The 26,813-nt window shown below is 47.5% G+C and carries 32 protein-coding genes; 19 read left to right on the forward strand and 13 right to left on the reverse strand.

Annotation, left to right across the window (positions count from 1 at the left end; translation table 11 throughout):
- Window positions 1–582, reverse strand: a 582-nt coding sequence (locus J4760_RS13000) for an IS30 family transposase (RefSeq protein ID WP_237606019.1), incomplete at its 3' end; no start/stop codon positions are given.
- 137 nt (window positions 583–719) lie between these two features.
- Between J4760_RS13000 and J4760_RS13005 the strand changes: the two genes are divergently transcribed.
- Window positions 720–1,214 carry a DUF1648 domain-containing protein gene (locus tag J4760_RS13005; RefSeq protein WP_237606020.1) on the forward strand — a complete coding sequence of 165 codons (495 nt, stop codon included), beginning with the start codon at window positions 720–722 and terminating at the stop codon, window positions 1,212–1,214.
- Window positions 1,215–1,806: 592 nt separating this feature from the next.
- On the opposite strand, the gene J4760_RS13010 is transcribed toward J4760_RS13005, so the two are convergent.
- The 3 genes from J4760_RS13010 to J4760_RS13020 all read right to left on the reverse strand — a co-directional run bounded on the left by J4760_RS13010 (window position 1,807) and on the right by J4760_RS13020 (window position 4,575).
- Entirely contained in the window at window positions 1,807–1,983 is a 177-nt protein-coding gene (locus tag J4760_RS13010) for a DUF2187 family protein (RefSeq protein ID WP_145288357.1), read from the reverse strand.
- A 37-nt stretch (window positions 1,984–2,020) separates the two neighbouring features.
- Window positions 2,021–3,397 carry a hypothetical protein gene (locus J4760_RS13015; RefSeq protein ID WP_237606021.1) on the reverse strand — a complete coding sequence of 459 codons (1,377 nt, stop codon included), beginning with the start codon at window positions 3,395–3,397 and terminating at the stop codon, window positions 2,021–2,023.
- Window positions 3,398–3,534: 137 nt separating this feature from the next.
- Complete coding sequence (locus tag J4760_RS13020; RefSeq protein ID WP_237606022.1) at window positions 3,535–4,575, reverse strand: NAD(P)/FAD-dependent oxidoreductase; 1,041 nt, start codon at window positions 4,573–4,575, stop codon at window positions 3,535–3,537.
- A gap of 102 nt (window positions 4,576–4,677) precedes the next feature.
- Here J4760_RS13020 and J4760_RS13025 point away from each other — a divergent pair, with 102 nt between their 5' ends.
- Both J4760_RS13025 and dinB read left to right on the forward strand, forming a co-directional pair.
- On the forward strand, window positions 4,678–5,244 hold the full coding sequence (locus J4760_RS13025; protein WP_237606023.1) for a DUF3267 domain-containing protein: 567 nt from the start codon (window positions 4,678–4,680) through the stop codon (window positions 5,242–5,244).
- A gap of 57 nt (window positions 5,245–5,301) precedes the next feature.
- Window positions 5,302–6,369 carry a DNA polymerase IV gene (dinB, locus tag J4760_RS13030; RefSeq protein ID WP_145288346.1) on the forward strand — a complete coding sequence of 356 codons (1,068 nt, stop codon included), beginning with the start codon at window positions 5,302–5,304 and terminating at the stop codon, window positions 6,367–6,369.
- On the opposite strand, the gene J4760_RS13035 is transcribed toward dinB, so the two are convergent.
- Window positions 6,362–7,390, reverse strand: coding sequence for an FUSC family protein (locus J4760_RS13035; RefSeq protein ID WP_145288343.1), 1,029 nt, complete (start codon window positions 7,388–7,390; stop codon window positions 6,362–6,364). The two genes, dinB and J4760_RS13035, sit on opposite strands and share 8 nt — an antisense overlap.
- Window positions 7,391–7,495: 105 nt before the next feature.
- Between J4760_RS13035 and map the strand changes: the two genes are divergently transcribed.
- Window positions 7,496–8,251: a type I methionyl aminopeptidase gene (map, locus tag J4760_RS13040; protein WP_145288340.1), complete on the forward strand. Its 756-nt coding sequence runs from the start codon at window positions 7,496–7,498 to the stop codon at window positions 8,249–8,251.
- 46 nt (window positions 8,252–8,297) lie between these two features.
- Here map and J4760_RS13045 read toward each other — a convergent pair whose 3' ends face one another.
- From J4760_RS13045 to J4760_RS13060, 4 genes are all read right to left on the reverse strand, one after another.
- A complete protein-coding gene (locus J4760_RS13045; protein ID WP_237606024.1) occupies window positions 8,298–8,489 on the reverse strand; it encodes a hypothetical protein in 192 nt (63 codons plus the stop codon).
- 102 nt (window positions 8,490–8,591) lie between these two features.
- The gene (locus J4760_RS13050; RefSeq protein WP_237606025.1) at window positions 8,592–9,155 is read right to left on the reverse strand and encodes a beta-class carbonic anhydrase; all 564 of its coding nucleotides are present in this window, start codon (window positions 9,153–9,155) and stop codon (window positions 8,592–8,594) included.
- Window positions 9,139–10,182, reverse strand: a complete 1,044-nt coding sequence (locus tag J4760_RS13055; protein ID WP_237606026.1) for a YihY/virulence factor BrkB family protein — start codon at window positions 10,180–10,182, stop codon at window positions 9,139–9,141. The genes J4760_RS13050 and J4760_RS13055 overlap by 17 nt, the downstream gene beginning before the upstream one ends.
- Before the next feature lie 58 nt (window positions 10,183–10,240).
- Window positions 10,241–10,561 (reverse strand): YtxH domain-containing protein, encoded by a 321-nt coding sequence (locus tag J4760_RS13060; RefSeq protein WP_145288329.1) that lies wholly within the window; start codon window positions 10,559–10,561, stop codon window positions 10,241–10,243.
- 153 nt (window positions 10,562–10,714) lie between these two features.
- On the opposite strand from J4760_RS13060, the gene J4760_RS13065 reads away from it, so the two are divergent.
- From J4760_RS13065 to J4760_RS13100, 8 genes are all read left to right on the forward strand, one after another.
- A complete protein-coding gene (locus J4760_RS13065; protein WP_145288326.1) occupies window positions 10,715–10,912 on the forward strand; it encodes a DUF1128 family protein in 198 nt (65 codons plus the stop codon).
- A 13-nt stretch (window positions 10,913–10,925) separates the two neighbouring features.
- Window positions 10,926–12,158, forward strand: coding sequence for an aminopeptidase (locus J4760_RS13070; RefSeq protein ID WP_145288323.1), 1,233 nt, complete (start codon window positions 10,926–10,928; stop codon window positions 12,156–12,158).
- Between the two features lie 71 nt (window positions 12,159–12,229).
- Window positions 12,230–12,385, forward strand: coding sequence for a hypothetical protein (locus tag J4760_RS13075; protein WP_186365507.1), 156 nt, complete (start codon window positions 12,230–12,232; stop codon window positions 12,383–12,385).
- 101 nt (window positions 12,386–12,486) lie between these two features.
- Complete coding sequence (locus J4760_RS13080) at window positions 12,487–12,996, forward strand: acyl-CoA thioesterase (RefSeq protein WP_145288320.1); 510 nt, start codon at window positions 12,487–12,489, stop codon at window positions 12,994–12,996.
- A 10-nt stretch (window positions 12,997–13,006) separates the two neighbouring features.
- Window positions 13,007–13,801: a RecX family transcriptional regulator gene (locus J4760_RS13085; RefSeq protein WP_237606027.1), complete on the forward strand. Its 795-nt coding sequence runs from the start codon at window positions 13,007–13,009 to the stop codon at window positions 13,799–13,801.
- The gene (locus J4760_RS13090) at window positions 13,770–14,090 is read left to right on the forward strand and encodes a YfhH family protein (RefSeq protein ID WP_145288314.1); all 321 of its coding nucleotides are present in this window, start codon (window positions 13,770–13,772) and stop codon (window positions 14,088–14,090) included. The genes J4760_RS13085 and J4760_RS13090 overlap by 32 nt, the downstream gene beginning before the upstream one ends.
- 4 nt (window positions 14,091–14,094) lie before the next feature.
- The gene (locus J4760_RS13095; protein ID WP_145288311.1) at window positions 14,095–15,588 is read left to right on the forward strand and encodes a hypothetical protein; all 1,494 of its coding nucleotides are present in this window, start codon (window positions 14,095–14,097) and stop codon (window positions 15,586–15,588) included.
- Between the two features lie 10 nt (window positions 15,589–15,598).
- Window positions 15,599–16,357, forward strand: coding sequence for a hypothetical protein (locus J4760_RS13100; RefSeq protein ID WP_237606028.1), 759 nt, complete (start codon window positions 15,599–15,601; stop codon window positions 16,355–16,357).
- A 22-nt stretch (window positions 16,358–16,379) separates the two neighbouring features.
- Here the strand turns inward: J4760_RS13100 and J4760_RS13105 are convergent, their stop codons facing one another.
- Window positions 16,380–17,357: a metal-dependent hydrolase gene (locus J4760_RS13105; RefSeq protein WP_237606029.1), complete on the reverse strand. Its 978-nt coding sequence runs from the start codon at window positions 17,355–17,357 to the stop codon at window positions 16,380–16,382.
- A 50-nt stretch (window positions 17,358–17,407) separates the two neighbouring features.
- On the opposite strand from J4760_RS13105, the gene mutY reads away from it, so the two are divergent.
- From mutY to J4760_RS13125, 4 genes are all read left to right on the forward strand, one after another.
- The gene (gene mutY / locus J4760_RS13110; protein WP_145288304.1) at window positions 17,408–18,436 is read left to right on the forward strand and encodes an A/G-specific adenine glycosylase; all 1,029 of its coding nucleotides are present in this window, start codon (window positions 17,408–17,410) and stop codon (window positions 18,434–18,436) included.
- A gap of 62 nt (window positions 18,437–18,498) precedes the next feature.
- A complete protein-coding gene (gene ntdP / locus J4760_RS13115; RefSeq protein WP_145288301.1) occupies window positions 18,499–19,044 on the forward strand; it encodes a nucleoside tri-diphosphate phosphatase in 546 nt (181 codons plus the stop codon).
- Between the two features lie 56 nt (window positions 19,045–19,100).
- Complete coding sequence (locus J4760_RS13120) at window positions 19,101–20,837, forward strand: ABC transporter ATP-binding protein (protein WP_237606030.1); 1,737 nt, start codon at window positions 19,101–19,103, stop codon at window positions 20,835–20,837.
- A gap of 14 nt (window positions 20,838–20,851) precedes the next feature.
- The gene (locus J4760_RS13125; protein WP_237606031.1) at window positions 20,852–21,466 is read left to right on the forward strand and encodes a DNA-3-methyladenine glycosylase; all 615 of its coding nucleotides are present in this window, start codon (window positions 20,852–20,854) and stop codon (window positions 21,464–21,466) included.
- A gap of 36 nt (window positions 21,467–21,502) precedes the next feature.
- On the opposite strand, the gene J4760_RS13130 is transcribed toward J4760_RS13125, so the two are convergent.
- On the reverse strand, window positions 21,503–22,615 hold the full coding sequence (locus J4760_RS13130) for an FUSC family protein (protein ID WP_237606032.1): 1,113 nt from the start codon (window positions 22,613–22,615) through the stop codon (window positions 21,503–21,505).
- A gap of 11 nt (window positions 22,616–22,626) precedes the next feature.
- A complete protein-coding gene (locus J4760_RS13135; protein ID WP_237606033.1) occupies window positions 22,627–23,919 on the reverse strand; it encodes a glutamate-1-semialdehyde 2,1-aminomutase in 1,293 nt (430 codons plus the stop codon).
- 142 nt (window positions 23,920–24,061) lie between these two features.
- Here J4760_RS13135 and bcp point away from each other — a divergent pair, with 142 nt between their 5' ends.
- From bcp to perR, 3 genes are all read left to right on the forward strand, one after another.
- Window positions 24,062–24,511 carry a thioredoxin-dependent thiol peroxidase gene (bcp, locus tag J4760_RS13140; protein WP_237606034.1) on the forward strand — a complete coding sequence of 150 codons (450 nt, stop codon included), beginning with the start codon at window positions 24,062–24,064 and terminating at the stop codon, window positions 24,509–24,511.
- Window positions 24,512–25,456, forward strand: coding sequence for a D-2-hydroxyacid dehydrogenase (locus J4760_RS13145; RefSeq protein WP_237606035.1), 945 nt, complete (start codon window positions 24,512–24,514; stop codon window positions 25,454–25,456). It abuts the gene before it with no gap.
- A 90-nt stretch (window positions 25,457–25,546) separates the two neighbouring features.
- On the forward strand, window positions 25,547–25,975 hold the full coding sequence (gene perR / locus J4760_RS13150) for a peroxide-responsive transcriptional repressor PerR (protein ID WP_370637571.1): 429 nt from the start codon (window positions 25,547–25,549) through the stop codon (window positions 25,973–25,975).
- A 50-nt stretch (window positions 25,976–26,025) separates the two neighbouring features.
- Here perR and J4760_RS13155 read toward each other — a convergent pair whose 3' ends face one another.
- The gene (locus tag J4760_RS13155; RefSeq protein ID WP_145288278.1) at window positions 26,026–26,415 is read right to left on the reverse strand and encodes a DUF2614 family zinc ribbon-containing protein; all 390 of its coding nucleotides are present in this window, start codon (window positions 26,413–26,415) and stop codon (window positions 26,026–26,028) included.
- Window positions 26,416–26,813 lie beyond the last annotated feature (398 nt).

Here is a 26,813-nt window from a genome sequence, read left to right on the forward strand (position 1 = left end):
TTCGGGCTTCAATGTGATAATGACCTTAGACAGGCGTTCAACCAGCGTGATGACGGCACTCTTGTGACGGACACCGACGATGGTATCTCCCTCAACATGACCAAATTCTTCATTGAACGCCGGGTAGTCATTTGTTCTTTCAGAGATGTTGCGCCTGAAGGCCTGTCTGCCCCGGCGTTCCTGATGGCCATTTGGTTTTCGCCTGCCCTGCATCGGCAGTGTGGCCGCATCAAAGGTTTTTCGTTTGAACATTCGATACAGTGTACGGCCCGAGCAGTCAATTGGCATCTCCTGCCGGCCGACAATGACATCCGGTGTCCAGCCTTGAGCCACCTGCTTTTCAATATACTTCTGCTGATCGGTTGGCAGTGCAATCCGTTTTCTACCACATCGTTTTTTGTTCTCCTTATAGCGCTGATAGTATTCGATGACGGTGTGCCCGGCCTTGAAATGTGTGATGACATTGTGGACTGTCTGCCGGGCACGACCAAGTCGTTTCGCAATCTGAGAAACGGGGGTGCCGTGATGGAAATAGGCTTCTATGAATACCAGTTCATCCGTGGTAATATGGGTGTAGGTCATGCATGATCACTCCTATGATTTCTTTTGTCGGAAAACCATTTTGAGTGTATCATGCGTGACCCTTTTTATGTGTCTAGCTTAATTTTACAATCGGCGTGATATAATATGGTTAAATCCCTTTGAAAGGAATGTGTAGAATGAATCGATCAGATCTCACTATTCCTAGGACACGGCTGGAAATGATGTCGAACGCCATCTGCTACAGTATTTTTCTTGCTGTAATTGCTTTTCTGCTGTTGAAGTGGGGTGAACTGCCTGATGCAGTGCCATTTCATTTTGGTCTATCCGGTGAAGCCGACCAATATGGATCTCCCGCTACGCTGTTGATTCTGCCTGCCGTCGCAGTTGTGGTGACAATTCTGATGGAAGTTCTCGAAAGGCATCCTCAAGTGCACAACTACCCCTCACGTCTGAATGAAGATAATCGGGAGGCATTCTATCTCAACAGCCGCCGGATGCTGAATATGACTAAAAATATGACGTTGATCATATTCTCAATCGTCATACTGGAAATTCTGTCGGTTGCACTGGAAGGCAGCTCTTTGTTCGGTGTCGCGATGCTTCCGCTCATCTTCATGCTGATTGGCATTCCAATCATATATGGACTGATCAGAAGGCGACAGATCAAATGATATTCTGTCTGTATAACAAAAAAATAAGCCCTGAAGGGCTTCCCAGATTGCAGACAAAGTCATTGCAGAATGACATGTCTGCAGTCTTTTTTTGTATGGAATTGGGTGGAGTGTGGCGTGGTGATGGCGCCAACCCACCATCGTGGGTGCCGCCATGGCAAGTTAGAGCGTTAACTCACCATCGTGGACGGTGCCATGGTGAGATAGAGGGTTAACTCACCATCGTGGGCGGCGCCATGGCGAGTTAGGGGGTTAACTCACCATCGTGGGCGGCGCCATGGCGAGTTAGGAGGTTAATTCACCATCGCGGATGCCGCCATGGCAAGTTAGAGCGTTAATTCACCATCGCGGGCGGCGCCATGGCAAGTTAGACGGCCAATTCACCGTCGCGGGCGGCGCCATGGCAAGTTAACTACCACCACCCAAACAAATCGGATCAAACCAGCACAAAAAGCCGCCCCTCCACATAAACTGGAACAAATCCAGTCTGCAGGGGGGCGGCTTCGTCTCCATCTATAGCTGCATCAACGGCGTCCAGCATAGGCCGAAACCCTAAACTCGAAATCCGAAACGCCATTGACGATCAGAGAGATCAACCTTCGATGATTTTATAACGTTTGTGGTCGACTATTGTTTTTTCAAACATCTCATGTTCCTCGGAACTATCATTGATTGGAATATCGACGATGACCGAGTTTCCATTCACTTTCTCGACTTTGCCTCTCATGCCATCCAATTCCACGATATTTCCGAATTTCGCAGCTTCTATTTCTACTTTCTCAGACGCCCAAAAGGGCGTCCTATATTCATATCAGCAGGGCGAGCATCGCCATCGCGATGCCGATTGCTGCCATTCTGATTGAGAAACTCATGTTGATTCGTGTGATGCTGTATGGATTGATGCCCATGCTCTGTGATGTCATGGTGGCATTGATGCCGTACGGGGCAGCAGCGGAGACGCCGAGGCCGCAGACTACCATGACGATGCCGATGCTGAGTGCATTTTCTGGTGTGATTACGGGCACCAGTACTTCTGCCAGTATGGCAAGTGTAGCGACAGGGTGCACACCGAACATTGCGAGCCCGTAGATGACCAGCATGATGAGCAGCAGAATCAGTATCAGGAACGAATCGACATAGCTGAAAATCTGCTGCATTACTCCAGGCGCTGCACTGCTGTTGAATCCACCGGAGAATACGCCGAGGGACAGGAACAGCACGGAGAAGTTCTGCATGTGATTATTGTGGTTCTTCCATGCCTTCCATCCGGCTTTCAGGAAAATCGGGAATCGCTTCATGACAAAAGCTGCGGCAAAACTGAACGGAATGATGATCAATGCCACCGTCATGATGAAGCCGAGCGTCGAGTAGGCGTTCAATACCATTACAATTGATAGAAATGACAACAGCAGGATGGCCATTTTCACAATCGACCGTATCATTGCACTGTTGTCGATATCATAAAGCGGTGCATCGATGGTGAGTCCTCTGAACTGCCGTTTCGTAATCTGCACTTCGGTCAGCCCGACAATGACGGAAGTTGCAAACAGCCAGGGCAGCAGTGTGAAATAGGAGACACCGGTAGAGTCCACAGTCAGACCGACGATGACTTCGAGGGGACTCCATATGACAGCCATTGCAAAAGCCCGCAGCGTGGATTTGATGATGAATTCATTTTTAAAAGCAACTTCCGAACGCTTGAAGAGTTCACCGAGCAGCTGCTGGATGATATAGATTGCTGAAATATTCAGGAAGATCCCAAAAAAATAAGTAGTGAATATGCTTCTGCCATAAATATTTTCGACCTTGTTTGCACGATCCTGTATCATCTCGGTGATGCTGTCATCGAGTCCGCCGACTCTGACGACAGTACCGATCCAAGGCAATGTACTGAAGAAAAGCAGAAGGGGCATGTTGCTCATCGTATTGCTGATGACTGCACCGAACCCTTCCCCGGCACTTAGACTCAGTATGATTCCGGTTGAAATGAAGACGAATCCGATGATCTTGAACAGTTTGGAACTGAACAGCCAGGACAGCAGCAGTACAGCGAAGGCCAGATAATTGACCAGTGGATTCAGGAATTCGATGTTGGTGAAAAAGTAGATGAGAAAAAGGATGAAGAGAACAGCATAGATGTAGAAGAAATTCCGCAATATCTTTTCGTTGTATAAAATATTCAATATCGCACCTACTTTCTTTATTTTTATGTAATAGAATACTGATTTTATGATATTTATTCATTGTATAATATATGGATGAAGGTTGGCAAAGCAATCAGCCGATTTTCGTTAAAAGAAAAAGGCAGCGTGAACTGCCTTTATATATAGGAATAGTCGTTTATATCGAGTGTCGTCTCTTCGTTGTTCAAGTAGCGTGCAACTTCACGTCCGACAAGCGGACTTGCTGTCAGCCCCGTCGCACCCATGCCATTGATGACGAAAACATTCTCTTTTGCATAGCCGAGGAATGGCAGGAAGTCTCTCGTATAGGGTTTCAGTCCGACCATCATCCGAACGTCTTCGATTTCCGAATCGGGGAAGTAGCGATGGGCCAGTCCACGCAAGTACTCATAGTTCTCCTGTGATGGTATGGCTTCAAAGCTTTCCGTATCCTCATGGGTTGTGCCGATGGCATACTGGTTCAATCCCATCTCCACAATATAGATGGGTCCGAGTGCCATGATGACCGGCGTACGGTCGTTATTCTGGCTGTCTGCCAGTCTGAAATGGAGGACTTCCGATCTCTGATGCCGTACTCCCGGCTCATGCCGCTGCTCGATGCCCCACGCACCGGTCGTATAGATGAGCGTGCCGTCGACACTCTGTCCATCATAGTCCGCGTTGATCCATTCCCCACCATACTTCATGAAACCAGCCTTCAGTGCCTTGAGCAGGATGGCGCCTTTGACCTGTCCACCGCCTTCCACATATACACCCGGATAGAGGTCGGTCAAGTTCGGATGCATCCGTTTCACTTCTTCTCTGGAAACCTTCCGCACATCACCCATTTCAGGGGCGTCTGCCTGCTTTGATTGGATCCGCTCGAAGGCGAGGTTCTGTATATGATCATCTTTGACGAGACTGATTGAGCCTTCTCTTCTATATCCCGTATCAAGTCCGGTCTCCTCCTGAAGCTGTGCTATGAATTCAGGATAGTACTTGGCGCTTTCTTTGACGAGACGATACCATTTCTTGTTTCTTCTCTGGCTGATCCACGGACAGATGATTCCGGCAGAAGCATCGGTTGCCTGGCCTGTATCTGCGCGATCATACACAGTGACCTGATGTCCTGATTTCGCCAGATGATAGGCGGTGGAAGCACCTGCAATGCCGCCGCCCACTACTGTAAAACGTGCCATTCCATTTCCTCCTGTTTCTTAATTGAACGATATTCATTTATAGGATAGTCTAACATTATTTATACAAGTTGTGTTACAGTGCTTTTGAAAGGAGGCGGGGCAATGGACAAGTATGTACTCGACATCTTCAGGGACAAGGCAGCGATGCGTACTCTGAATACGCTCGTTCTAAGCATAACATTCAGTCTATTCCTGCTGTTTCTAATATATGATGTGCTCACCATCGACAGTATCAGTGCCGTGCTGGCCGACATGGACGGCTTCGGTATTTTCGGTGCAGTCTTTCTGATCATGGCCGTCATGTTCGCAATCATTACCGCTCATGAAGCCATCCATGGCATCTTCTTCAAAGTATTTGCACCAGGCGGACGTGTCAGATTCGGCTACAAGGCCGGACTTTTCTATGCGGCGGCACCCGGAGAGATATTTACAAGGCGGCAGTTTGCAATCATCATACTGATGCCTTTCCTGATCATCACGGCAGTGCTGATCATACTGATGGTAAGCTTTCCGAACGTGGCCTACAAATACCTGATCGCAATCCATACCGGCGCATGTGCGGGTGATTTCTACTACGTCCACCTTCTGTATAAATACAGGCATATGGAGTACGTAGAGGACACCGAAGTCGGCATGACGATCTACGAGACATATCCAGTCGGAAGATAGGAACGTCTGTTCGTCTTATGTTATAATGGGATAAATAATTACTAACAGGTGGATGCTATGGAGAGAAGAATCATTCATATCGACATGGACGCTTTCTACGCCCAGGTGGAGCAGCGTGATAATCCCGAATACCGGGGCAGGCCGATCATCGTAGGCGGCAAATCGGAAAGCCGGGGAGTCGTCGCGACAGCAAGCTATGAGGCGCGCAAATTTGGTGTGCATTCTGCGATGCCGACAAAGCAGGCGTATAAGCTGTGTCCGGATGGGATATATGTCAGACCAAGGTTCGATACTTACAAGGCCGTTTCCAAGAAAATCATGGATATCTTCCTAAGCTATACCGAGATTGTGGAGCCATTATCTCTGGATGAGGCGTACCTCGACATCACCCATCTTGTTTCAAGGGAACGGTCTGCCCAGTCGATTGCGCTTGATATACAGCGTGATATATTCGATGTGACAAAGCTGACTTCATCAAGCGGCATCTCCTATAACAGGTATCTGGCCAAGATCGCTTCCGGGATGAACAAGCCGGCTGGTACGACGGTCATTCATTATGATAATGTACAGGATATTCTATTCGGGCTGGATATCGGTGACTTTCCCGGCGTCGGACGCGTGACGGAAGAGAAGATGAAATCACTCGATATCCATACGGGCAAAGATCTTTATGAGTGGGAAGAGAAAGCACTCGTTCAGCACTTCGGCAAAAAGGGGACGAGTCTCCATCAGAAGGCGCGTGGCATCGGCACTTCGGAACTGAAGGTCGAACGCATCCGTAAGTCGATCGGCAAGGAGACGACCTTCCACTATGATATCAACGACGATGATGAAATACTGAAAGTCATCGAGGAACTGAGTGCGAAAGTGGGGGATAAGCTGGAGTTGCAGCAATATGCGGGCAAAGTTGTCACCGTCAAGATGAAGACATCGGACTATGCCACGCATTCGAGGCAGATGATGGCAAACAACCCGATCTTTACTGAAGCTGAAATCTATCATTATGCCTATAGTCTCTATCATGAATTAAAAGACCCCGATGTGCCAATAAGGCTCATCGGGGTCACCGTGTCCCAGCTCTCTGACCGGACCTATCGTAACTTGACAATATACGACTTCATGTAGCATCCGGATCGGTCTTGCTGCCGGGTGGCAGTTTCTGGGGTTTGGAACTTGACTTATGATGTTGTACAATCATCTGATAGATGATGATGATTTCGTAAAGAATATGGATTTTGAAAGCATCTGCTTCCTCATCGAGGTCTCTGATATGGCGTCTGATGAACCGGACTGCGGAGTTTGTCATTGTCAGCTCATCCGGATCTCCATCCAGATGCCTGATGATTTCTTCAATGGCCGCTTTTTCCTGTCCGCTGAATTTCATGGATATATTTTCAGGCAGGTAGATCAGGTTGCCGAGATGTGTAAAGTACAGCTTCTTGAACTGCAGCTCCCGCTCAAGACGGTTCATCAGCCGCATTTCTTCACGGTTCGATTTATGATACCGGTATTCGTCCTGCTGATACTTCAAAAGCTGCTCTGCATTCGATATCGAGGACTGGACTTTAGTATAGGCCTTTTCGCTTTTGTCCGATTCATATTTCCCTGCCATCATCTCACGCAGCCGCTGTACAAGCAGCTGGTGGGTCTGCTGTGTGGTCGTCTGGGTGATCGCTTCGATCTGTCCTGCATATTTGGGCGGAAGAATCAGGAAGTTGATCAGTGTACTGGTCGCAAGCCCGATGGTTGTGGTCGCCAGCCTGGAAAGAAAGTTGAAGATATAGGCATCATGTACAGAAGGTACCATGGCGACAGCGGTAATGGCTGCCACAAGTACACCGGCATGCAGATTCAAACGGTATGTAACCAGGATGGTCAAGGTCGCTGCCAAGGAATAGGTAAATGCATTCTCACCGAACAGGTAGAGGGATACCACTGCAATGAAGGCTCCGATGATTGAAGCCGGGAATCGTACGTAGGCCTTTTTAAGGGAAGCGTAGGCAGTCGGCTCAATCGTGACGATTGCAGTGATGACCGCAAATATCGGTGTCAGATCGAGCATGATGCATATCAGGGCGGTCAGAAACGTGGAAAGTCCCGTTTTTATGATTCTCGGACCAATTATTTTGCGAATGTCGTATTTCATATTCATGCTTCTTTCAATATTTTAATAGGTACCATTCTAGTATAGCATGAAGAGTTTGTTATAATAATTACAGAAGAAAATTTTTAAGGTAAGTAGGGTAGAGAAATGATAATTAAAACTGATGAAGAAATGAAACACCTCGAAGAGATCGGCCAGATCTGCGGCAGGGTACTGAAATCCCTCGTCGAAGCAACCAGGGCCGGTATGACAACAAAGGAGATTGATGAAATCGCCGGGGCCCTCCTTGATGAAATGGGTGCTGAAAGTGCACCGACAAGCGAATATGACTTCCCGGGATACACATGCATCAGCATCAACGAAGAAGTGGCGCACGGCATTCCAGGGTCCCGAGTCATCAATGAAGGCGACATCGTCAATATCGACGTGTCCGCCAAGAAGAATGGCTACTTTGCAGATACGGGCATTTCCTTTGTCGTCGGAACATCTGCAGATCCATTGAAACAGAAAGTGGTGGATGTCTGTGAAATGGCATTTGCAGAAGCACTTCAGAAAATAAAGCCTGGGACGAAAGTGAGCCAGATTGGACGTGCTGTCCATAAAGTCGCCAGACAGAACGGCATGACGGTCATCAAGAACCTTACAGGGCATGGTGTCGGTAAAAGTCTTCATGATGCACCGAAGCATATCATGAACTATTATGAGCCTGGCAACAGCGAACTGCTGAAAGAGGGCATGGTCATCGCGGTCGAGCCATTCATCTCCTCCAATGCATCATTCGTTACAGACGGCAAGGATGAGTGGGCGTTCGAAACGAAGGACGGCAGCTACGTTGCACAAAAAGAGCATACCATCGTTGTGACAAAAGAAGGTCCGAAACTTCTGACACTGGTGGAGGACTAGAATGGAAACAGGGTGGCATACATTTGTATGCCACCCTGTTTTTATATCATCCGGCTCTTTTCTCTTCTGGTGGGTCATCAATGGTCTTCGGCAGGTCCACTACAACATTCCGTTCATTATGCTGGGGAGTATCACTCTCATGATGGTCGCTACCGACGAAATAGTGCTGGAAGCCGCCTTCATTGATCATACGGTCGATATCCATGTGCTGGGTGGCTTTATTTTCCATACGCATCATCATCCCCTCCTTGGTTACATTATACACCATAATTGTTTTTTATAATAGATGTAAAGACTGAATATATAAAAAAACACGCTGCATTCAATGCAGCGTGTTCCCTTATGATTCGTACCCATTGACGACAAGGTCGACCTTGCCGTTTTCCGGATTGATGACTGTGCCGTGGATCGGTACACCTTCCACCATCAGCGGATGGTGTTTGATCTTGCCGACACTCTCAGTGATGCTTTCCTCGACACTGTCGAAACCTTTGAGCCAGCTTGTGACATCAATGCCGGAATGCTTCAGCGTTTCGAATGTCTCTTCCTTAATGCCGCGTTCCATCATATTGTTCATCATCGGTTCGGGTTTCAGTGCACCGAAACCGCAGTCGTGGTGGCCCATGACCATGACTTCGTCTGCACCGAGCATGTATACCGCAACGAGTATGCTTCTCATCGTGCTCCCATAAGGATGGGAGATGACCGCACCCGCATTCTGTATATGCTTGATGTCTCCATTTTTAAGACCCAGTGCCTTGGTGGACAGCTCCGTCAGTCTCGTATCCATGCAGGATATGAGGACGAGCTTCTTATCCGGTGACTTTGTTGTTACATACTGTTCGTATTCCTTGTTGTTTACAAATTGCTCATTATAATCGAGCAGATCATGCAGTAGACTCATTTTCTGGTGTTTCCTCTCCTTCTTTTTCCATCGCCCGCTTATGCATTATTGCATTGATCTGGGCGCCGAGTATGATGATCACTCCGGTGATATACAACCATAATATCAGAATGATGACACCGGCGATACTACCATATGTTGCATTGTAGTTGCTGAAATTTGAAATGTAGAAACTGAATGCCCATGAAGCGAGCAGGAAAGCGATTGTAGTGAATATCGCGCCTGGTATGACGGCCTTGATCTGCAGCTTGATATTCGGTGCTGTCGTGTAGATCACGAGGAACACGATGAATACAAGCAGGACAGGCAGCAGGCTTCTGACGAGGTTCCATACAAACTGGAACTGCTGATCGAGACCGATGGCACCAAACAGCAGATTGCCGATCTGCTCGCCGAATACGATAAGTACAAATGTCAGAAGTATAGAGAGTGCAAGAATGATCGTAAACAGGAGCGACCAGAGCTTTGCAACCACGAAGTTTCTATCATCTTCTATATCATAGGCGACATTGAATGCGTTCATCAGTGCTGTCATTCCGTTTGATGCAGACCATAGTGTAAATAATAGACCAACCGAGAGCAGACCGCCACTGGAACCGCCCATGACATCGTTGATGATGCCTTCCAGAGTGCCCGCAATCTGTGCAGGCGCATAGTCCTGTATGAATTGTGTGATCGTTGCCTGATCAATCTGGAATAGCGGCACGAGTGTCAGCAGAAATATCAGCAGCGGGAAAATGGCAAGAAGAAAATAATACGCGAGCTGTGCTGCCATTCCTGATGTATCATCCTTGCCGAACTGGAACATCAGCCTCTGGAAGAAGTTGGAGTCATCCTTGTGCTTTGCAGGTTTGTTGATTTTCGAAACGTATAGCGTCTCATTCGGCTTCTTGGCGGATTTTGATTTGAACTTCACATTATCAACGAACACTTCTCCGTTGCTGCCCTTTGCCTTCTTGGCATCTTTTTCTTTTCCTTCCTGCTTTGCCTGGTTAAGATAATCGGAATTCGTCGGTTTGTCTGCCATAATGTATCACCTCTCTAAAAGTAAAAGGGCCAACTCACGTCAGCCCTTTCTTTTGGAATTAATTCAACTGCTTCTGTTCACGCTTCTTCATGAATGTATCTTTCGCATCTTTGATGGATTCTTCCAGTTCAGGGTTGTTCTGTCTGATTTCCTGGATTGTATCTTTCCAGAACATTACTTCATCTTTCAGTGACTGCACTTTTGAGGAGTCGCCGGCGTCGGAAGTCAATTTCTCTTTCGCTTCGTTCGGGTTCTGTGCATAGTACTTGAGGTCCTTTGTACTGCTCATTACTGTGCTTCTTGTATTTTTGTCGATAAGACTGAGTGCTGCACCAATGGCGGCGCCAATGAGGACAGCTGGCAACAATTTGTTTTTCATGTGAATTCTCCTTTGTATGTGATTTATAGTTGCTTATATCCATTTTAAATGAATCATAAACTTTATTCACTGAATAACTTGAATATAAATTTTATTATCATATAATTTTTGATACTATTGTAATGACACGATCGAAGGATGGAGGAATGGGAAATGCAGAAAGCAGAGATGCTCAAGGAGATTGAAGAAGCTTTGAACGTAGTGAACAAAGGCCTCTTCAATCCGGATGATTTTGATGACAGCAAAACTGAAGAAATCAAGGATATACACGAAATGGTGACCTCGAGAAACCAGATTACGGCAATCGAACAGTCGGCGATCATTGAAGAACTTTCAAAACTGAGGAAATAAAGGAGAAATCTAAATGACACAACAAGAAACAAAACTGGATAAGTATGCAGATCTGCTTGTTGATATTGGACTCAATGTACAGAAGGACGGTCGTGTTTTCATCAGAGGCGCGAGCGATGCATTGCCGCTGATCAGAAAAGTCACAGAGAAGGCATACGAAAAAGGGGCAAAGGAAGTCAAGGTCCTCATGTCGGATGATGAACTGACGAAGCTGCATGCCAAGCACCAGTCGAAAGAGGAACTCAGCACCATCCACCAGTGGTCGATCGACGAAAGAATGTTCTATTCCGATGAGAAGGCCGGTTTCCTGAGCATCACTTCATCTTCACCTGAGCTGATGAAGGACGTGGATCCGGAGAAGCTTCAGGCCATGCAGGTGGCATCCGGCAGGGCATTCAAGGATTTCTCGAACCGCATCCAGTCGGACTACCACAGCTGGTGTGTGGCCGGCTATCCATCTGTGGAGTGGGCAAGGCTTGTATATCCGGATCTTGATGATGAAGCGGCTGTTGACGCACTCATGGACCTTATCCTGTATACTGTCCGTGCCGACTTGGAAAACCCTGTCGAAGCATGGGAGCAGCATGACGCCACGCTGCATGAGAAAGTCGACTATCTCAATGGTAAGAAATATAAGTCCCTCAGATATGATGCGCCGGGCACCGATCTTGTCATCGGCCTGCCGAAAGGCCACCTGTGGGCCGGTGCATCCAGTCTGAACGCGGACGGTCAGAAGTTCATGGCGAACATGCCGACAGAAGAAGTGTTCAGTGTGCCTGAGAAGACACGTGTCGACGGTTATGTATCCAATACGCTGCCGCTCAGCTACGGCGGTAATCTGATCGACGACTTTAAACTGACATTCGAAGATGGCAAAGTCGTCGACTTTGAAGCGGGGCAGGGGTACGAGATGCTCGAGAATCTACTCAATACGGACGAAGGTGCAAGATATCTGGGCGAAGTGGCACTTGTGCCGAATGATTCACCCATCTCGAATAAGGGTAGATTATTCTATAACACTTTATTCGATGAGAATGCATCCTGCCACGTTGCACTTGGCAGTGCCTATTCATTCTGCATCGAAGATGGAAAGAATATGTCCCGTGAAGAACTCGAGCAAGCTGGACTCAACGATTCCATTACGCACGTCGATTTCATGATCGGTTCAGCCGAACTGGATATCTACGGCATTACGGATGATGGCACAGAAGAAAAAGTGTTCGAAAAAGGAAACTGGGCTTTCTGATTTGTATAGTACAAATCGCGCCTTTGTGATAAAATATATCCAATAGGATAAGTTTCAGAGGAGGATTTTCCATGGGTTATGCAATGATGGTACTCATAATGCTGGCGTTTCTATTCGTCATATTCACATTTGCCTTCGTTCTCCACCACTTCCTGTCAAGATCACTTCCAGGCAAGGATGCACTTGTGATCGATACACCGGAAGAGGCGCTCGAACGCAAATTATAGTAGATTTCAATAGAAAGCATCAAGAAGGGATTAATCATATCCCTTCTTTTTTAGTACTGGGATTATGCTATTATAGTAGTGTTTGGAATGGAGGAGATACTATGCAGAAAAGAATGTCGGAATCGTATACTGTTAAAACTTCGAACGTCATGCCTCCGGATACGAACAGCCACCATACACTCTACGGGGGACGGCTGATGGAATACATAGATGATGTTGCGTCGATTGCAGCGCGCCGCCACTCCCGTGCCAAAGTAGTGACCGCGTCGATCGACTCCGTGGATTTTCTTGAGCCGATCAATCTGGGGGATGTTGTCATCCTCGAATCCATGGTGACCCATACGGGCAGATCATCCATGGAGGTCCTTGTCAAAATATCGAAGGAAACACTTGAAAACGACTGCGAACGTAAACTGGCCGCTTTCAGCTTCCTTACTTTCGTAGCACTGGATGATGACTACAATCCGATTCAGGTGCCGGAACTGATTCCGGACAATGAACGGCTGAAGTGGCTCGATGAGACGGGTAAGGAACGCTCGGAGCATCGTCGTCATAGAAGAGAGCGCTCCAAGGCACTGCGCGAATTTTTTGCGACGGATCTTCTCGACTAGGAGGGATGGCATGCAGATAAAGAAAGTGGCACTGGATAAAAACAGCATGTATGAAATACATATGGATGATGGTACTTCATTCAAAGCCCATGAGGAGTCTGTTGTAAAGTACAGGCTGATCTCGGACAGGGTGCTTGAGCCCGAGGAGTATCAGGAGATCCTCCGGGCCATCCAGTATGACCAGGCCTATGTCAAGGCCCTCGGCTATATCAGCTTCAAGCTGCGCAGCGAGCAGGAGGTCCGAAAATATATGGAAGCGGACTACCATCCCGATATGATCGATCAGACTGTCACCAGGCTTAAAGAGGAAGGCTATATCAATGATGCCCACTATGCGAAAGCATTGAAGAATACGATGCTGTCCACAACGGATAAAGGGCCATTCGCACTGCAGCGTGAACTGAAGAAGCACCATATTGATGAAAACATCATCAAAAAGAATGTTGAGGCGTTCAGTGCGGAAGTGGACAGCGACCGCATGAACAAGCTTAAGGAGAAGCAGCTGAAGCGCCATAAAGGTGCCTACAGGCAGTTCAGAATGAAGCTGACCGAAAAACTGCATCAGAGGGGATATGGCAAAGCGCATATCGAACTGATCGATTTTGATGATGATTTCGATGAAACGGCCCATTTCGATAAGGATTTCGAAAAGTATTTCAATAAGTATCAAAAAAAGGAAACAGGCTTTGCCCTGAAGCAGAAACTGATACAGGCACTGATGAGAAAAGGGTATGGCTACGACTTAATTCAGGAAAAGTTAGGCGGTATGGATGATGAGACCTTTGAATACCATGACGAGACGTGAACTCGAAGCATATATTGGTGAGAAGCGGGAAGCAATGAGAAAGGCTGAAATGCTGGGTGTTGAAAATGAATACAGAGTCCTTGAAAGACAGGTGCTCATTGCGGAAAGCTATTTCGTCGACCTCTCTCTGATCGAGCCGGGCAAAATATATAAGATCATCAGCAACGAAGACCACTTTTTCAAGGTGGAGTACATCAAAGGGATTTTTGCCTGGGGATTTTTCGTCGGAGGAGAAGAGAAAGAAGCAGGGATTCCTGTAAGTATGCTGCAGCTCAGTAAGAGAGGATGATCATATGCAGAACATCATTCTACTCAGAGCACTGAATCTGACATACGCCAAGGAGCCGAAAAAACTCGGAGATCGTATTCTTGGACGGGAAGAAGGGCTGCTTCTGAAGGATGTCTCCTTCCACCTCTACAAAGGGGAAGTGCTCGGCATCCTATCCGACTACAAGACACTGCACTATCTGAAGGAAGTCGTCAACGGCAGCCTGGACACGAAAAAAGGAAAAGTGAAGACGGAAAGCTCGGTGCTGAGTCTGGATGTTCTGGATCACGTAAATCATCCTCACGCCCTCTCCATGTTTGCTACAGAAATACTGGACGAATACTTGAAGACGGAAGAGGTCGAAAAGGCTGTGGAAGAGCTTCAGGCTCAGGCACTTTTCAGCAGACACTGGAAGACCCCGGTCAGAGATCTTTCGCGTCGGGACGTTGCACTTGTGCTGCTTGAGCTCTCCAAATTTGCGGATGCTGAGATCATCATCTACTGCAATATGTACCGCCATCTGACCAAAGATGATGCGGCGGCCTTCAAAGCGACCATCAATGAACAGGAAAAAAGGGAGCATGGGGTACTGCTGCTCGAAAGCAATATCGAACCGATCGAGATTCTCGCCAACTACTTCCTCTGGCTGAGCTATGGCCAGATACGCTACGATGGCAACGTCAAGCAGGGGATTGCGGAATACGCTGCCTACATGAAAAATAAGAGCCAGATCAAAAATGTGGATGAAGAAGCCCTGTTTGATCTTGAATGGAAACGGAATGTAAGCGAATATGGCCGGTATGCGCACGGTCTGAAACGACTGAGCAGGAACCAGGCCAGCCCGATCGACCGGTTCAATATCAGGAAGATCATCATTTCCCTTGTAGTCCTGTTTACCATGCTGATGGCAAGTATCGTCATTTTCATGGATATTTCGTTTACAGGCGCCGCGAGCGCCGGGCAGGAGCAGACGGTGGTGATTCCGGAAGAGGAAACAGATGACAGGATTGCCTACGGAATAAGTACCGAGGGCAGCATGGAAGTCGGTGGGGATACCTATCCCTACATGTCCATGCTCCGGGTCAGTGATAGAAGTGATGCGGGCTATACTGTCGTGAACGGTGAAGCAACGGAAGAAGTGGATTCCGGTTCGCTCATCTACTTCAACCCCGCAAGCCTCTATCCGGAAACGACACTCGAGGACCTTCTGCCTTATACGGACGAAGTGTTTGAAAACAACTATCTGTACTATTCGAGATTCATCAACAGGGACAGCAGTACTGTAATGGATACGATGAGCCTGTCTGCTTCAAGCGACATGCATGCGGAACTTTCCGGCATACCGATCACCTACCACTTCAGGGAGGGCATCATATTCTCCATGTCCTTCCCTGCGAGAAATCTTGAAGGCATGTATGAAGCGTTCGGCGTCTCGACGGAGAATGTCATATTCCGTTTGCCAAGCGGCTATATGATTCTCGACGCTTCGAACGAGACATGGCTGTATATCAACCGTTAGGAGAGGTGCTATGAACCATAAAATGAAATACTTGTACCGTCACTTCTTCAAACAGACAGGCTACTTTTCGTCACACAACCTGACACCTCTGCTGATCTATGCCATCGGACTTATGTTCCTGTTCATCTCGATGTCCATGCTGGATGAGTCGGGGGTCATGGAATATCTCTATACACTGACAGGAATGATGGCTGCAGTATGGCTGTTCAGTATGGCCGTGCTGAATCGGAATGCAACGTTCTACAAAGATTCGGTCGTCAAGGTGAACTATATTCCTCTTTATTTGAGGATACTGCCGACGACGGTGTTCCAGACGTTCATCTTTCTTATATTCACTGTGCTGTACAGTGCTTTTGCTGCACTTGTCATCCAGAACTGGCTGATAGACATCTTTACGCTGCTGTACTACGTACTGCTCGGCGTCATACTGATCATCCCTTTTACATTGCTCTATCTGTCCGTGGAGATGAAAAGAAGCAACGCCATGAACATCCTTGTATTCATCGTCCTGGTGGTTGCTGTTCCCATCATGTATCTGCCTGAGGATATCGAACCGTGGCTCCAGAACCTGCTGAGTCTGAATCCATTCTACTATGTCATCAATGGTCTGCAGTCGAATGCGGTCCATGCAGGCTGGAACATCAACCGGCTGCCGCATGATATTCTGTTCTTCGCACAAGTCATACTGCTGTACTTATGGATGTTCGAATACTACAGAAAGATCAAATTTTCATTATATCAGTATCTAAAAAAGCGACCGGGCGAATGACCCAGTCGCTTTGTTCGTCATATCAGCTGCCGAGAAGCTTCTTCTGGAGCTTGCTTTCCGTAAATACCCATCCCGTATAGCTATGGAGCACTTCATGGGTCTCCCGGTCCACCTGCATGATGCAGACGAAGGGGTAGTGGCCTTCCTTCAGATATCTCAAATCAATATATCTGATCTCCACCAGCTTGTCCGAAATGTCGGTGACTTCATAGCGGTAGATGGAGGAAAAGAAAGTGAATGCCTTGAAGTTCTCATCCTGCTTGATGCTTTTGAATCGCTCCTCTTCGATCGGCTTGCTCTTATTGAAGCGGTCGTAGAAGATGATATTGCCGCGGAAACTGCGTCCTACATAATAGGCCTTCTTTGTCACAACGACAATGCGCCATTCGAAATAGTGGATGGTCGGCATGCAGAACAGCCGGCTGATCTCCTCATTCGGCAGCTGCCGGGTGACTTTCGTTACGAGGGAACGCTGCATCATGTAGCGTGTAATATAATAGATGGCGAGCACTGCATAAAGTCCGATGAACAGCAGTACCGGCATCCCTGTAAAATACCATAATATGAAATACAGGACATGCAGCAGCAGTATGGGGACATCAATCGTATTGATGATGCCGATCTGGATCCATATATGCCTGAGAGGCCGCAGTGCCTGTGTGCCGTAGGAATTGAAAATATCCACAAACACGTGCATGAAAACTGCAAACTGGATCCATAAGTACATGTTCAGTGCAGGCAGGTCGAAAAGCAGCACGCTCAGTGCGGTAAGCAATACCGGCCAGATGAAGAATGTAAATGGCAATGAGTGGGTGATGCCCCGGTGATGGGTGATGTATACAGCATTATTCTTAAGTTTCATTACCGTATCAACGTCAGGCACGAGGGATGCACCGACTACAGTAGTAATAAACCCGACGGAGACGGGATCTATGGATGGATCGATGGCGGCCAGACCAACGATTGTACCGCCCATCAGTGTATGTGTTAGAGTATCCATGTTCATTCTCCCCATTCAAGTGACATAATTAACAGAGGAAGGTGTCAACCATGCTGAAAATTTCAGAGTTCAATCATAACCTGTTGGGATGGTACCAGTCCAATAAAAGAGCGCTGCCCTGGCGGCAGACACAGGATCCGTACCGCATATGGCTGAGCGAGGTCATGCTGCAGCAGACTCAGGTCATTACTGTTATACCCTATTATGAGAAATTCATAACCCGCTACCCGGATATCGACAGCCTTGCAGATGCCGATGAGGAGGCGCTGCTCAAAGACTGGGAAGGGCTCGGCTACTATAACCGGATCCGCAATTTCCAGGCAGCTGTCAGAGAGGTGCGGGACAGCTATGGTTCTGTTGTGCCGGACCAGCCGGAAGCATTCTTCAAGCTGAAAGGCGTAGGACCGTACATAGGGGGTGCTGTGCAGAGCATCGCCTTCAACCATCTGCTGGCTGCAGTGGACGGAAATGTGCTGCGTGTCATATCGAGACTCGATGCAGACAGAAGAGATATGACCAAAGCGTCCGTCCAGAAAGACATAAAGCACCGGATAGAGGAGATCATTCCGCTCGAAGCGGGGGACTTCAACCAGGCACTGATGGAGCTCGGAGCCACCATCTGCACACCCCGTGCACCGAAGTGCATCATGTGTCCGGTGCAGGAGAATTGCGAAGCGTATAAGGAAAGCATTGTGGCAGAACTTCCGGTCAAAAAGAAGGCGAAGCAGAAGAATGAACTGTACTACAACGTCTATTTCATTCTGAACGACCGCGGGGAAGTGCTGCTCAGAAAACAGGAAGGGACGCTGCTGCAGGGAATGTATGAACTGCCGAAGTATGATGTGGATACATCCATCGAATCGATCGGCGAGGAACTGGGCATCGATGTAGATACATCAGGCGTGCACATCGGCAGCAGCAAGCATGTGTTCACCCACCAGGTATGGTACATGGAAGGGTATATGCTGCACACCCGGAGTCCACACCCCGGTTTCGTCCCGCTCAGAGAAGTGGAGAATCTGCCGATGAGCAGGGCCATGCAGAAGCTCTACAGGCTGTTCGAATCTGAAAACGGATGAATGTGAATGTATGTCCGGCTATGCTATAATATAGTAGTATTATTCTAAAGGTGGTGTGGAATATGGGTCTGGAATCCATACCGAAAGAGGGCAGCAAGGTCAAGATTCAGAGCTATAAGCACGATGGTAGCATCCACCGTGTATGGTCCGAAACCACAATTCTCAAAGGTACGGATCATGTCGTCATCGGAGGCAACAACCGCACGCTTGTCACCGAAAGTGATGGGCGGACATGGGTGACCCGGGAGCCGGCAATCGTCTATTTCCACGTCGAGTACTGGTTCAATGTCATCTGCATGTTCAGAGAAGACGGCGTATACTACTACTGCAATCTATCATCTCCTTTCATCTATGATGAGGAAGCACTGAAATATATCGACTACGACCTCGATATCAAAGTCTATCCGGACGGCAAATATCATCTTCTCGATGAGGATGAGTACCGTCTGCATAAGAACCGCATGAAATACTCCGAGGATATCGATCGGATACTCAGACATAATGTCGATGTGCTTCAGCAGTGGATCGAAAGGAAAAAAGGACCCTTCGCGCCGGACTTCATAAAAGTGTGGCAAGGACGTTTCAATAATGATTTCAAATCATACTAAAGATCAATCAACTATCCGGTTGATTGTTTTTTATGTCAGTAAAGGAAGTATTTTTTGTGATAAGACGCTATTTGCAATTTGTTAAACCCTATAGATGGCTGATTGCTCTGACGATCGTCATCGGGGTGCTGAAGTTCGGAATTCCGCTTCTTCTGCCGCTGCTTATCAAGTATACAATCGACAGCATCATCATGCCGGAAGGGTTGAGTACAGAGGACAAGGTGAACATGCTGATCCAGGTACTGCTTGTGTTCTCCTTCATCTTCCTCATCATCAGGCCGCCAGTCGAATACTTCAGGCAGTATCTCGCCCAGTGGACAAGCAATAAGATCATCTACGATATAAGAAAGAAGATGTACAGCCATCTGCAGATGCTGAGTGCCAAGTTCTATTCCAATAATAAGGTCGGCGAAGTCATTTCCCGTGTCATCAATGACGTTGAACAGACGAAGGACTTCATCATGACGGGCCTGATGAACATCTGGCTCGACCTGGTGACGATACTGATCGCTCTCGCAATAATGTTTGCGATGAATGGTGAGCTGACACTCGTGTCGATCATCGTCTTCCCGTTCTACATTTTTGGCGTGTGGTTCTTCTTCGGCAGGCTGAGGAAACTTACAAGAAGAAGATCGCAGGCACTGGCGGAAGTACAGGGGTTTCTCCACGAACGCATCCAGGGAATCAACGTCATCAAAAGCTTTGCAGTGGAAAAGAATGAATCGGAACGTTTCAATGATAAGAACGGTAATTTTCTGAACAAGGCGACGGATCATGCACGATGGACGGCGAGAAGTTTTTCGGTCGTCAACACCATCACCGATGTCGGCCCTCTGCTTGTCGTCGGTTATGGTGCCTACCAGGTGATCCAGGGTAATCTGACAGTCGGTACTCTGGCTGCGTTCATCGCCTATCTGGATAGGCTCTACGGACCACTCCGCAGACTCGTATCCTCATCCACGACCCTGACACAGAGTATCGCATCAATGGACAGGGTATTCCAGCTGTTCGATGAGAAATACGATGTAAAAGATCGTCCGGGTGCTCGTGAGCTTAAGCAGACTGATGGCAACATCGAGTTCCAGGATGTCGGATTCAGCTATAATGGAGAAGATACGGACACTTTGAACCACATCAATTTCAATGTGAAGAGTGGGGAAACAGCCGCATTTGTCGGAATGAGCGGTGGCGGAAAATCGACGCTGGTAACCCTGATTCCACGTTTCTATGATGTGACATCAGGGAAAGTGAAACTTGACGGTACGGACATCCGCGACTATACAATTGAATCCTTGAGGAATAAAGTCGGAATCGTCATGCAGGATAACGTACTCTTTTCCGACAGCATCAAGGAGAACATTCTTCTCGCCAAACCGGACGCTACGGAAGAGGAGATGCTTGAAGCTGCCAAACGGGCGAACGCACACGACTTCATCATGAGCCTGCCTGAAGGCTACGAAACAGAAGTGGGTGAGCGTGGTGTCAAACTGTCAGGTGGGCAGAAGCAGCGGATTGCCATTGCCCGGGTCTTTCTGAAGAATCCGCCGATCCTCATTCTCGATGAGGCCACCAGCGCGCTCGACCTGGAGAGTGAAAGCATCATCCAGGAAACGCTTCTGGAACTGTCCCAGAACAGGACGACCATAGTCGTCGCGCATAGGCTGTCGACCATCACCCATGCCGATCGCATCTTTGTAATGGTCAATGGCCAGATCAGGGAAGCCGGTTCGCATGCTGAACTAATGAAGAAGCAGGGAGACTACTATAATCTCTACAGCATACAGAATCTATAGTAAAGGATGTCGCCATGGCTGAAACGTTGGATATAAGTTTTCTGGCTGATGACACACTGGAAGCAGCAAGACGTCTGCTCGGTGTTCGACTGACTACATGCATCGACGGTGTCATGACCAGTGGTTTCATCACCGAAGTTGAAGCATATCTCGGAATTGAAGACCGTGCCGCTCATACTTTCGGTGGCAAAAAGAATAAGAAGAACGAAATGATGTTCAATGACTATGGCCATGTCTATGTCTATACGATGCATGGCCATCATTGCATGAACATCCTGACAAGAGAGAAAGAGCATCCTGAAGGAATACTCATCAGGGGACTCGAGCCGGATGTCGGTCGAGACATCATGATTGAAAGGCGCGGTCGGGAAACGGGTCTCACTGATGGTCCCGGCAAACTGACCAAATCCATGGGTGTGCGCCGCGAACTGCACAATGGCATGGAACTGAACAACGGTATTCTTACACTTCAGACAGGCCGTGTGCCTGCTGAAATTGAAGCGACGCCGAGAATCGGCATAGACAATAAGGAAGAGGCGGTGGCCTACCCTTACCGCTTCATTGTCAAAGGGAATCCGCATGTCAGCAGATTCAGAGGCAGACCGGCGGAGAATAATGGATGGCAATAGAAACAGGCGCAGGAATTAATTCCTGCGCCTGTTCTTTTATATATCGAGTGTCTCATCCTGTATGTTGATCTTGTTCTTATCTCCGTGGAAGCGGAAGAAGCTTGTTGTCAATCTGTCCAGGCGATCCAGTGAATTGGAATATTCATGGATGGATGATATGACTTCGAGTATGTTCTCATACTGCATTTTCTCTTCCGGCGTTTTCGCCTGCTGGTAGAGCATGACGAAATCATCCATCATGGAATTCTCGAATTGTATGTCATTGTCATATATTCCGCACGGTGCATCAGGACGGATCTTTTCAGTAATCTTCATGAAGATCTGTTCGTGGTACACCATCAGGCGGTCCATCTCGTGGCGGATGCGGTATTTGAAATCCTCATCCAGATGGTTATAGTCATTTTCATAGCGGTTCAGCTTTCTGAGCAGTTCGAACGTCCGCCTTGTGGAGGCGATCAGATGCCTGAACAGTATTTTACGACGGGCATCGGCAAAGTTGTTTCTTCTGAAGTAGTTCTTCTCCTCACGGTACCAGAGATACATGGTTTCGAGCGTGACAACGCGTGTACGCAGCGACTCGATATCCTTCTTGACAATCTGGAATTCGCTGACTGCATTCAATTCAAGACGGATCCATTTGAATATATCACTCGTGATGTTGAAGCAGTTATGATACATCTTGGTTTCGTACTTCGGTGGGATGAAGAGCAGATTGACCACCAGTGATGACAGCACACCGATCATGACCAGTGCAAAACGTACACCTGCTGCTTCAAGAAAATCTGTGGTGGTGGAGCTTTCTATGACGGTCGGTGCATCCATGATGGCAATCATCGTTACGACAGCCAGTGTGGATACGCTCTGCAGATTGAAGAACAGCAGGACTGCCAGTACAAGTATGACGGTCAGACCGATGACGATCATGTTATGGCCGAACAGCAGAACCATGACAATTGCAGCTATCGCCCCAAGGGTATTGCCCTGGAACTGGTCCCACGTATTCATGACCGAGCGGTGGACATTCGGTTGGAGGGCAAACACCGCAGCGATTGCAGCAATCAGTGAGGGGCCGAGTCCGAGCGTCTCTGCTATGAACAGTGTGAGGACGACAGTGACACCTGTTTTGAAAACTCTAGCACCAAAGCGCATGGTACCCTCTCCTATAGGTCATTTTTGAAAACTTCTTCAACAATGGCAAGTGTCTCCTTGATATCCGCTTCAGTATGCTCCGTTGTCAGGAACCAGGCTTCGTATTTGGACGGGGCAATGTTTACCCCTCTTCTTATCAGTCCATTGAAGAATTTGGAAAACATTTCTCCATCGCTCGCTTCAGCCATGGTGTAGTTGGTGACGGTCTCATCGGTGAAATATATGGTCAGGGCGCCGACAAGGCGGTTGATTGTCGCCTTGACCTCATACTTCTGAATCAGGTCGAGCAGACCATCTTCAAGCATTTTGCCGAGTGCATCAAGATTCTTGTACACATCGGGCTTGCCGAGCACTTCCATGCACGCCAGTCCGGCAGCCATGCTGAGCGGATTGCCTGCCATCGTGCCTGCCTGGTAGGCTGGACCGAGCGGCGCAACACTTTCCATGATATCTTTTCTGCCTCCATATGCGCCGATCGGTGTGCCGCCGCCGATGATCTTTCCGAGTGCAGTGAGGTCCGGCTCTATATTGAGCAGCTGCTGTGCTGAACCATAAGTGAAGCGGAATGCGGTGATGACTTCATCGTAGATGACGAGTGAGCCATTATCGTGAGCCACTTTGTCTATCTCTTCAAGGAAGCCCTCCATCGGTTCGACAATGCCGAAGTTGCCGACAATCGGTTCGATGAGTACCGCAGCAATTTCATCACCGAAGTGGTTCATTGCTGTTCTGAAGTCTTCGAGGTTATTGAAAGGCACGGTAATGACATCTTCCGCCACACCTTCTGGTACGCCTGCCGAATCGGGAGTGCCGAGCTGGGAAGGGCCGCTGCCGGCTGCGACAAGCACGAGGTCGGAGTGGCCATGATAGCAGCCTTCAAATTTGATGATTTTATTTCTCGACGTATAGGCGCGTGCGACCCTGATCGTCGTCATGACTGCTTCAGTACCGGAATTGACGAATCTGACACGTTCAAGTGATGGAATTGCATCTCTTATTTTGCGGCCGAACTCGATTTCAAGCTCTGTTGGTGTGCCATAGAGTATGCCCTTGCTGCTCTGCTCAGCTATGGCTTCATGGATGCGGGGGTGCGCATGACCTGTAATGATGGGTCCATAAGCGCCCAGGTAGTCGATATAGCGGTTGCCATCGACATCATGGAGATAGGCGCCTTCACCTCTGTCCATTACGATGGGCGCACCATTGCCTACTGCCTTGTAGGAACGGGAAGGGGAATTGACGCCTCCGAGTATGACTTCGTCTGCCTGTTTCTGGAGTGCTTCGGATCTCTTGTGATCGTACATATGTTTCATCCTTTGATCTGTATTTTACACAATGTGTATTCTACCACATTCCGGACCGTTAATTAAGGAGGGACTTCTGTTGAGAGGCACGTAAAACTCGGGTATTATCATTATATACAGGTATATTCAAGGAGGCATACATATGGAGAAGTTCCCGGAATTCGAACTAGAAAATCAGGACGGGGAGAAGATTGGCAATAAGGATTTCGACGGGAAGACCGTCATCTATTTCTATCCTAAAGATAATACACCCGGATGTACGGCGCAGGCATGCGACCTACGGGATAATCTGGACTATCTGAATGAACTGGATGTCAAAGTGTATGGAGTGAGCGGCGATTCCAGAAAGAAACATCAGAATTTCATAGAGAAGAATGACCTGAACTTCGATCTTCTTGTCGATGAGGACTTCAAACTCTCTGAGGCACTCGATGTTTATAGGATGAAAAAAGTTTTCGGCAAGGAGTCGAAAGGTATTGTCAGAACGACTTTCATTGTAGACGAAGACAGCAATATTCTACAAAGATGGGATAACGTCAAGGCGAAATCCCATATCGACGAACTCAAAACCTATCTGAAAGAGGAAGCATAGATGAAACATATACTGTCGACTGTCAACTTGAGACCGCATATGATTGAAAAAATGGAAGAAAAGCACCCGGAACTTGAATACCGCTTCAGAAAAACTGCGGAAATGACGGATGAAGACCGCGAATGGTGCGAAATTTTCATTACGTACGGCTCCAACTTCAACGAAGATGATGTAAAAGCTTTCAAAAACCTGGAATGGATGATGGTCATGAGTGCAGGACTTGATGATCTGCCGCTTGAACGGCTTGATCATGTCCATATCACGAATGCAAAAGGCATTCATAAAATACAGATGACCGAGTATACTGTCGGGCTGCTGCTTTCGTTCTATAAGGATTTCAACCAGCTGAAAGCGGATCAGAACAATGCCCATTGGCGAAAGAATGCAAGGACGGAAGAAATCTATGGCAAAACCGTCCACCTGCTCGGTACCGGCAGCATAGGTGCCCATCTGGCCAAAGTGCTCCGTGTCTTCGGTACAGAAGTGGTGGGCTACAATACGACAGGCCACGCGGTGGAAGGTTTTGACCGGACGCATTCCATTGGTGAACTTGAGCAGCATATCAATGAAGCGGATATCATCATCAATATTCTGCCGAGTACAGTTGAAACAAGAGGAATGCTTGAAACGGATCTATTTGAAAAAATGAAAGAAAGTGCGGTATTCGTCAATATCGGACGTGGTGACATCATGACCGATGAAACCATCTCGCAAGTGCTTGAACAGGGCATGATCCGACATATGATCTTGGATGTATTCAATCAGGAACCGCTGCCCGGGAATCATGTATTCTATACTTATGACAACTTGACCATCACGCCGCATGCATCATCCAAAACCGAAGGATACCTCGAGCGCGGCTTTGAAATCTTTGCCTATAACCTCGGACATATGGATGATCCCGAGTCGATGAAGAATATCATTGATAATGGCAGGGGATACTGAACAAAGTGATTTGACAATCAATTTCAGTACAAAGTACAATGAATGTACTACAGTAGTCAGTTAGAGAAGGAAGGTATCAATATGAAAATGATGGATGCCAATGATCAGTTCACTGAATCGATCGATGCACTGAAGAAAACAGGTGTGCGTATTACACCACAGAGAAAAGCAGTGCTCATGTATATGATAGAAACAGAGGAACACCCGACTGCTGATGATATATTCAAAGCGCTTTCCAGTGAATATCCAAATATGAGTGTCGCCACTATATACAACAATCTGAAGCTTTTCAAGGAGACGGGGCTCGTCAAGGAGCTGACGTATGGGGACGCTTCAAGCCGCTTCGATTTCATCACAGATACCCATTATCATATCATCTGCAGCAATTGCGGCAAGATTACGGACTTTCATTATCCGGGGCTTGAGGAAGTGGAACAGCTCGCAGGCTCTGTCACGGCATACGATGTGAGTCATCATAGACTTGAAATCTATGGTGTATGTCCGGAATGCAGGGAATAGGAACAGTTCAATAATCGTAAACAGAAATGAGCAGGGGATATATCCCCTGCTCATTTCTGTTTCTTGTCGTTCAGTTCTTCTATCGCCTTTTTTCTGCGGTGGTCTACGTTGTAGTCGAGAGAGAAGTCTTCTCCTTCAAGTTCCTTGTCGATCGTCAAAGGTTCCTTGCAGTGCTGGCAGAAGTCGACGTGTCCCAATATTTTAGTATGCTTCTCGCAATTCGGACACTGGACGGTAATGGCGCGTGTGCTGATCATGCCCACCCAGAAGTAGATGACGAAGCTCAATATGATGGGAAGCATTCCTATAAGAAGAAAGATGCTGAAGACGAGCGGGTACTCCCTGAAGAATACACCGAGATACATGACTCCCATACCTATAAAGATCAGGGCCAGTGCATAGCCGCGAATACGTAGTATCTTATTTCCTGGTTTCTTCATAAAACAATTCACCTCTGAAATTCATTATATACAAGTTATAGCATTTATGATAATCTAATATTTAGCATTTAGTGAACAACGCAAGCAAACAAAAAGACTTTAAATAAAGTTCAACAAAGTCGTTGACACTGAGCTTTCTACTTGGTATGATATAAAAGTCGCCAAAACACGGACGACATGGACACCGAAGAAACACAGAAACATTTTCTTTCATAAAAATATTCGAAAGTGTAAAATTAACGCTTGAATAATTTCGAGAGATGATGTAACATGGTAAGAGTGTTAAAAAGAACGACGCAACAACAGAACATTGAAAACTGAATGACAATATGTCAACGTTTAATTCCGATAAACGGATGGCCACGGCCATCCACTTGGGCGCCAAGTAAAAACGCAAG

The sequence above is a fragment of the Salinicoccus sp. ID82-1 genome (genome assembly GCF_021991715.1).
In the GTDB taxonomy this organism is placed as follows: Bacteria; Bacillota; Bacilli; order Staphylococcales; family Salinicoccaceae; genus Salinicoccus; species Salinicoccus cyprini.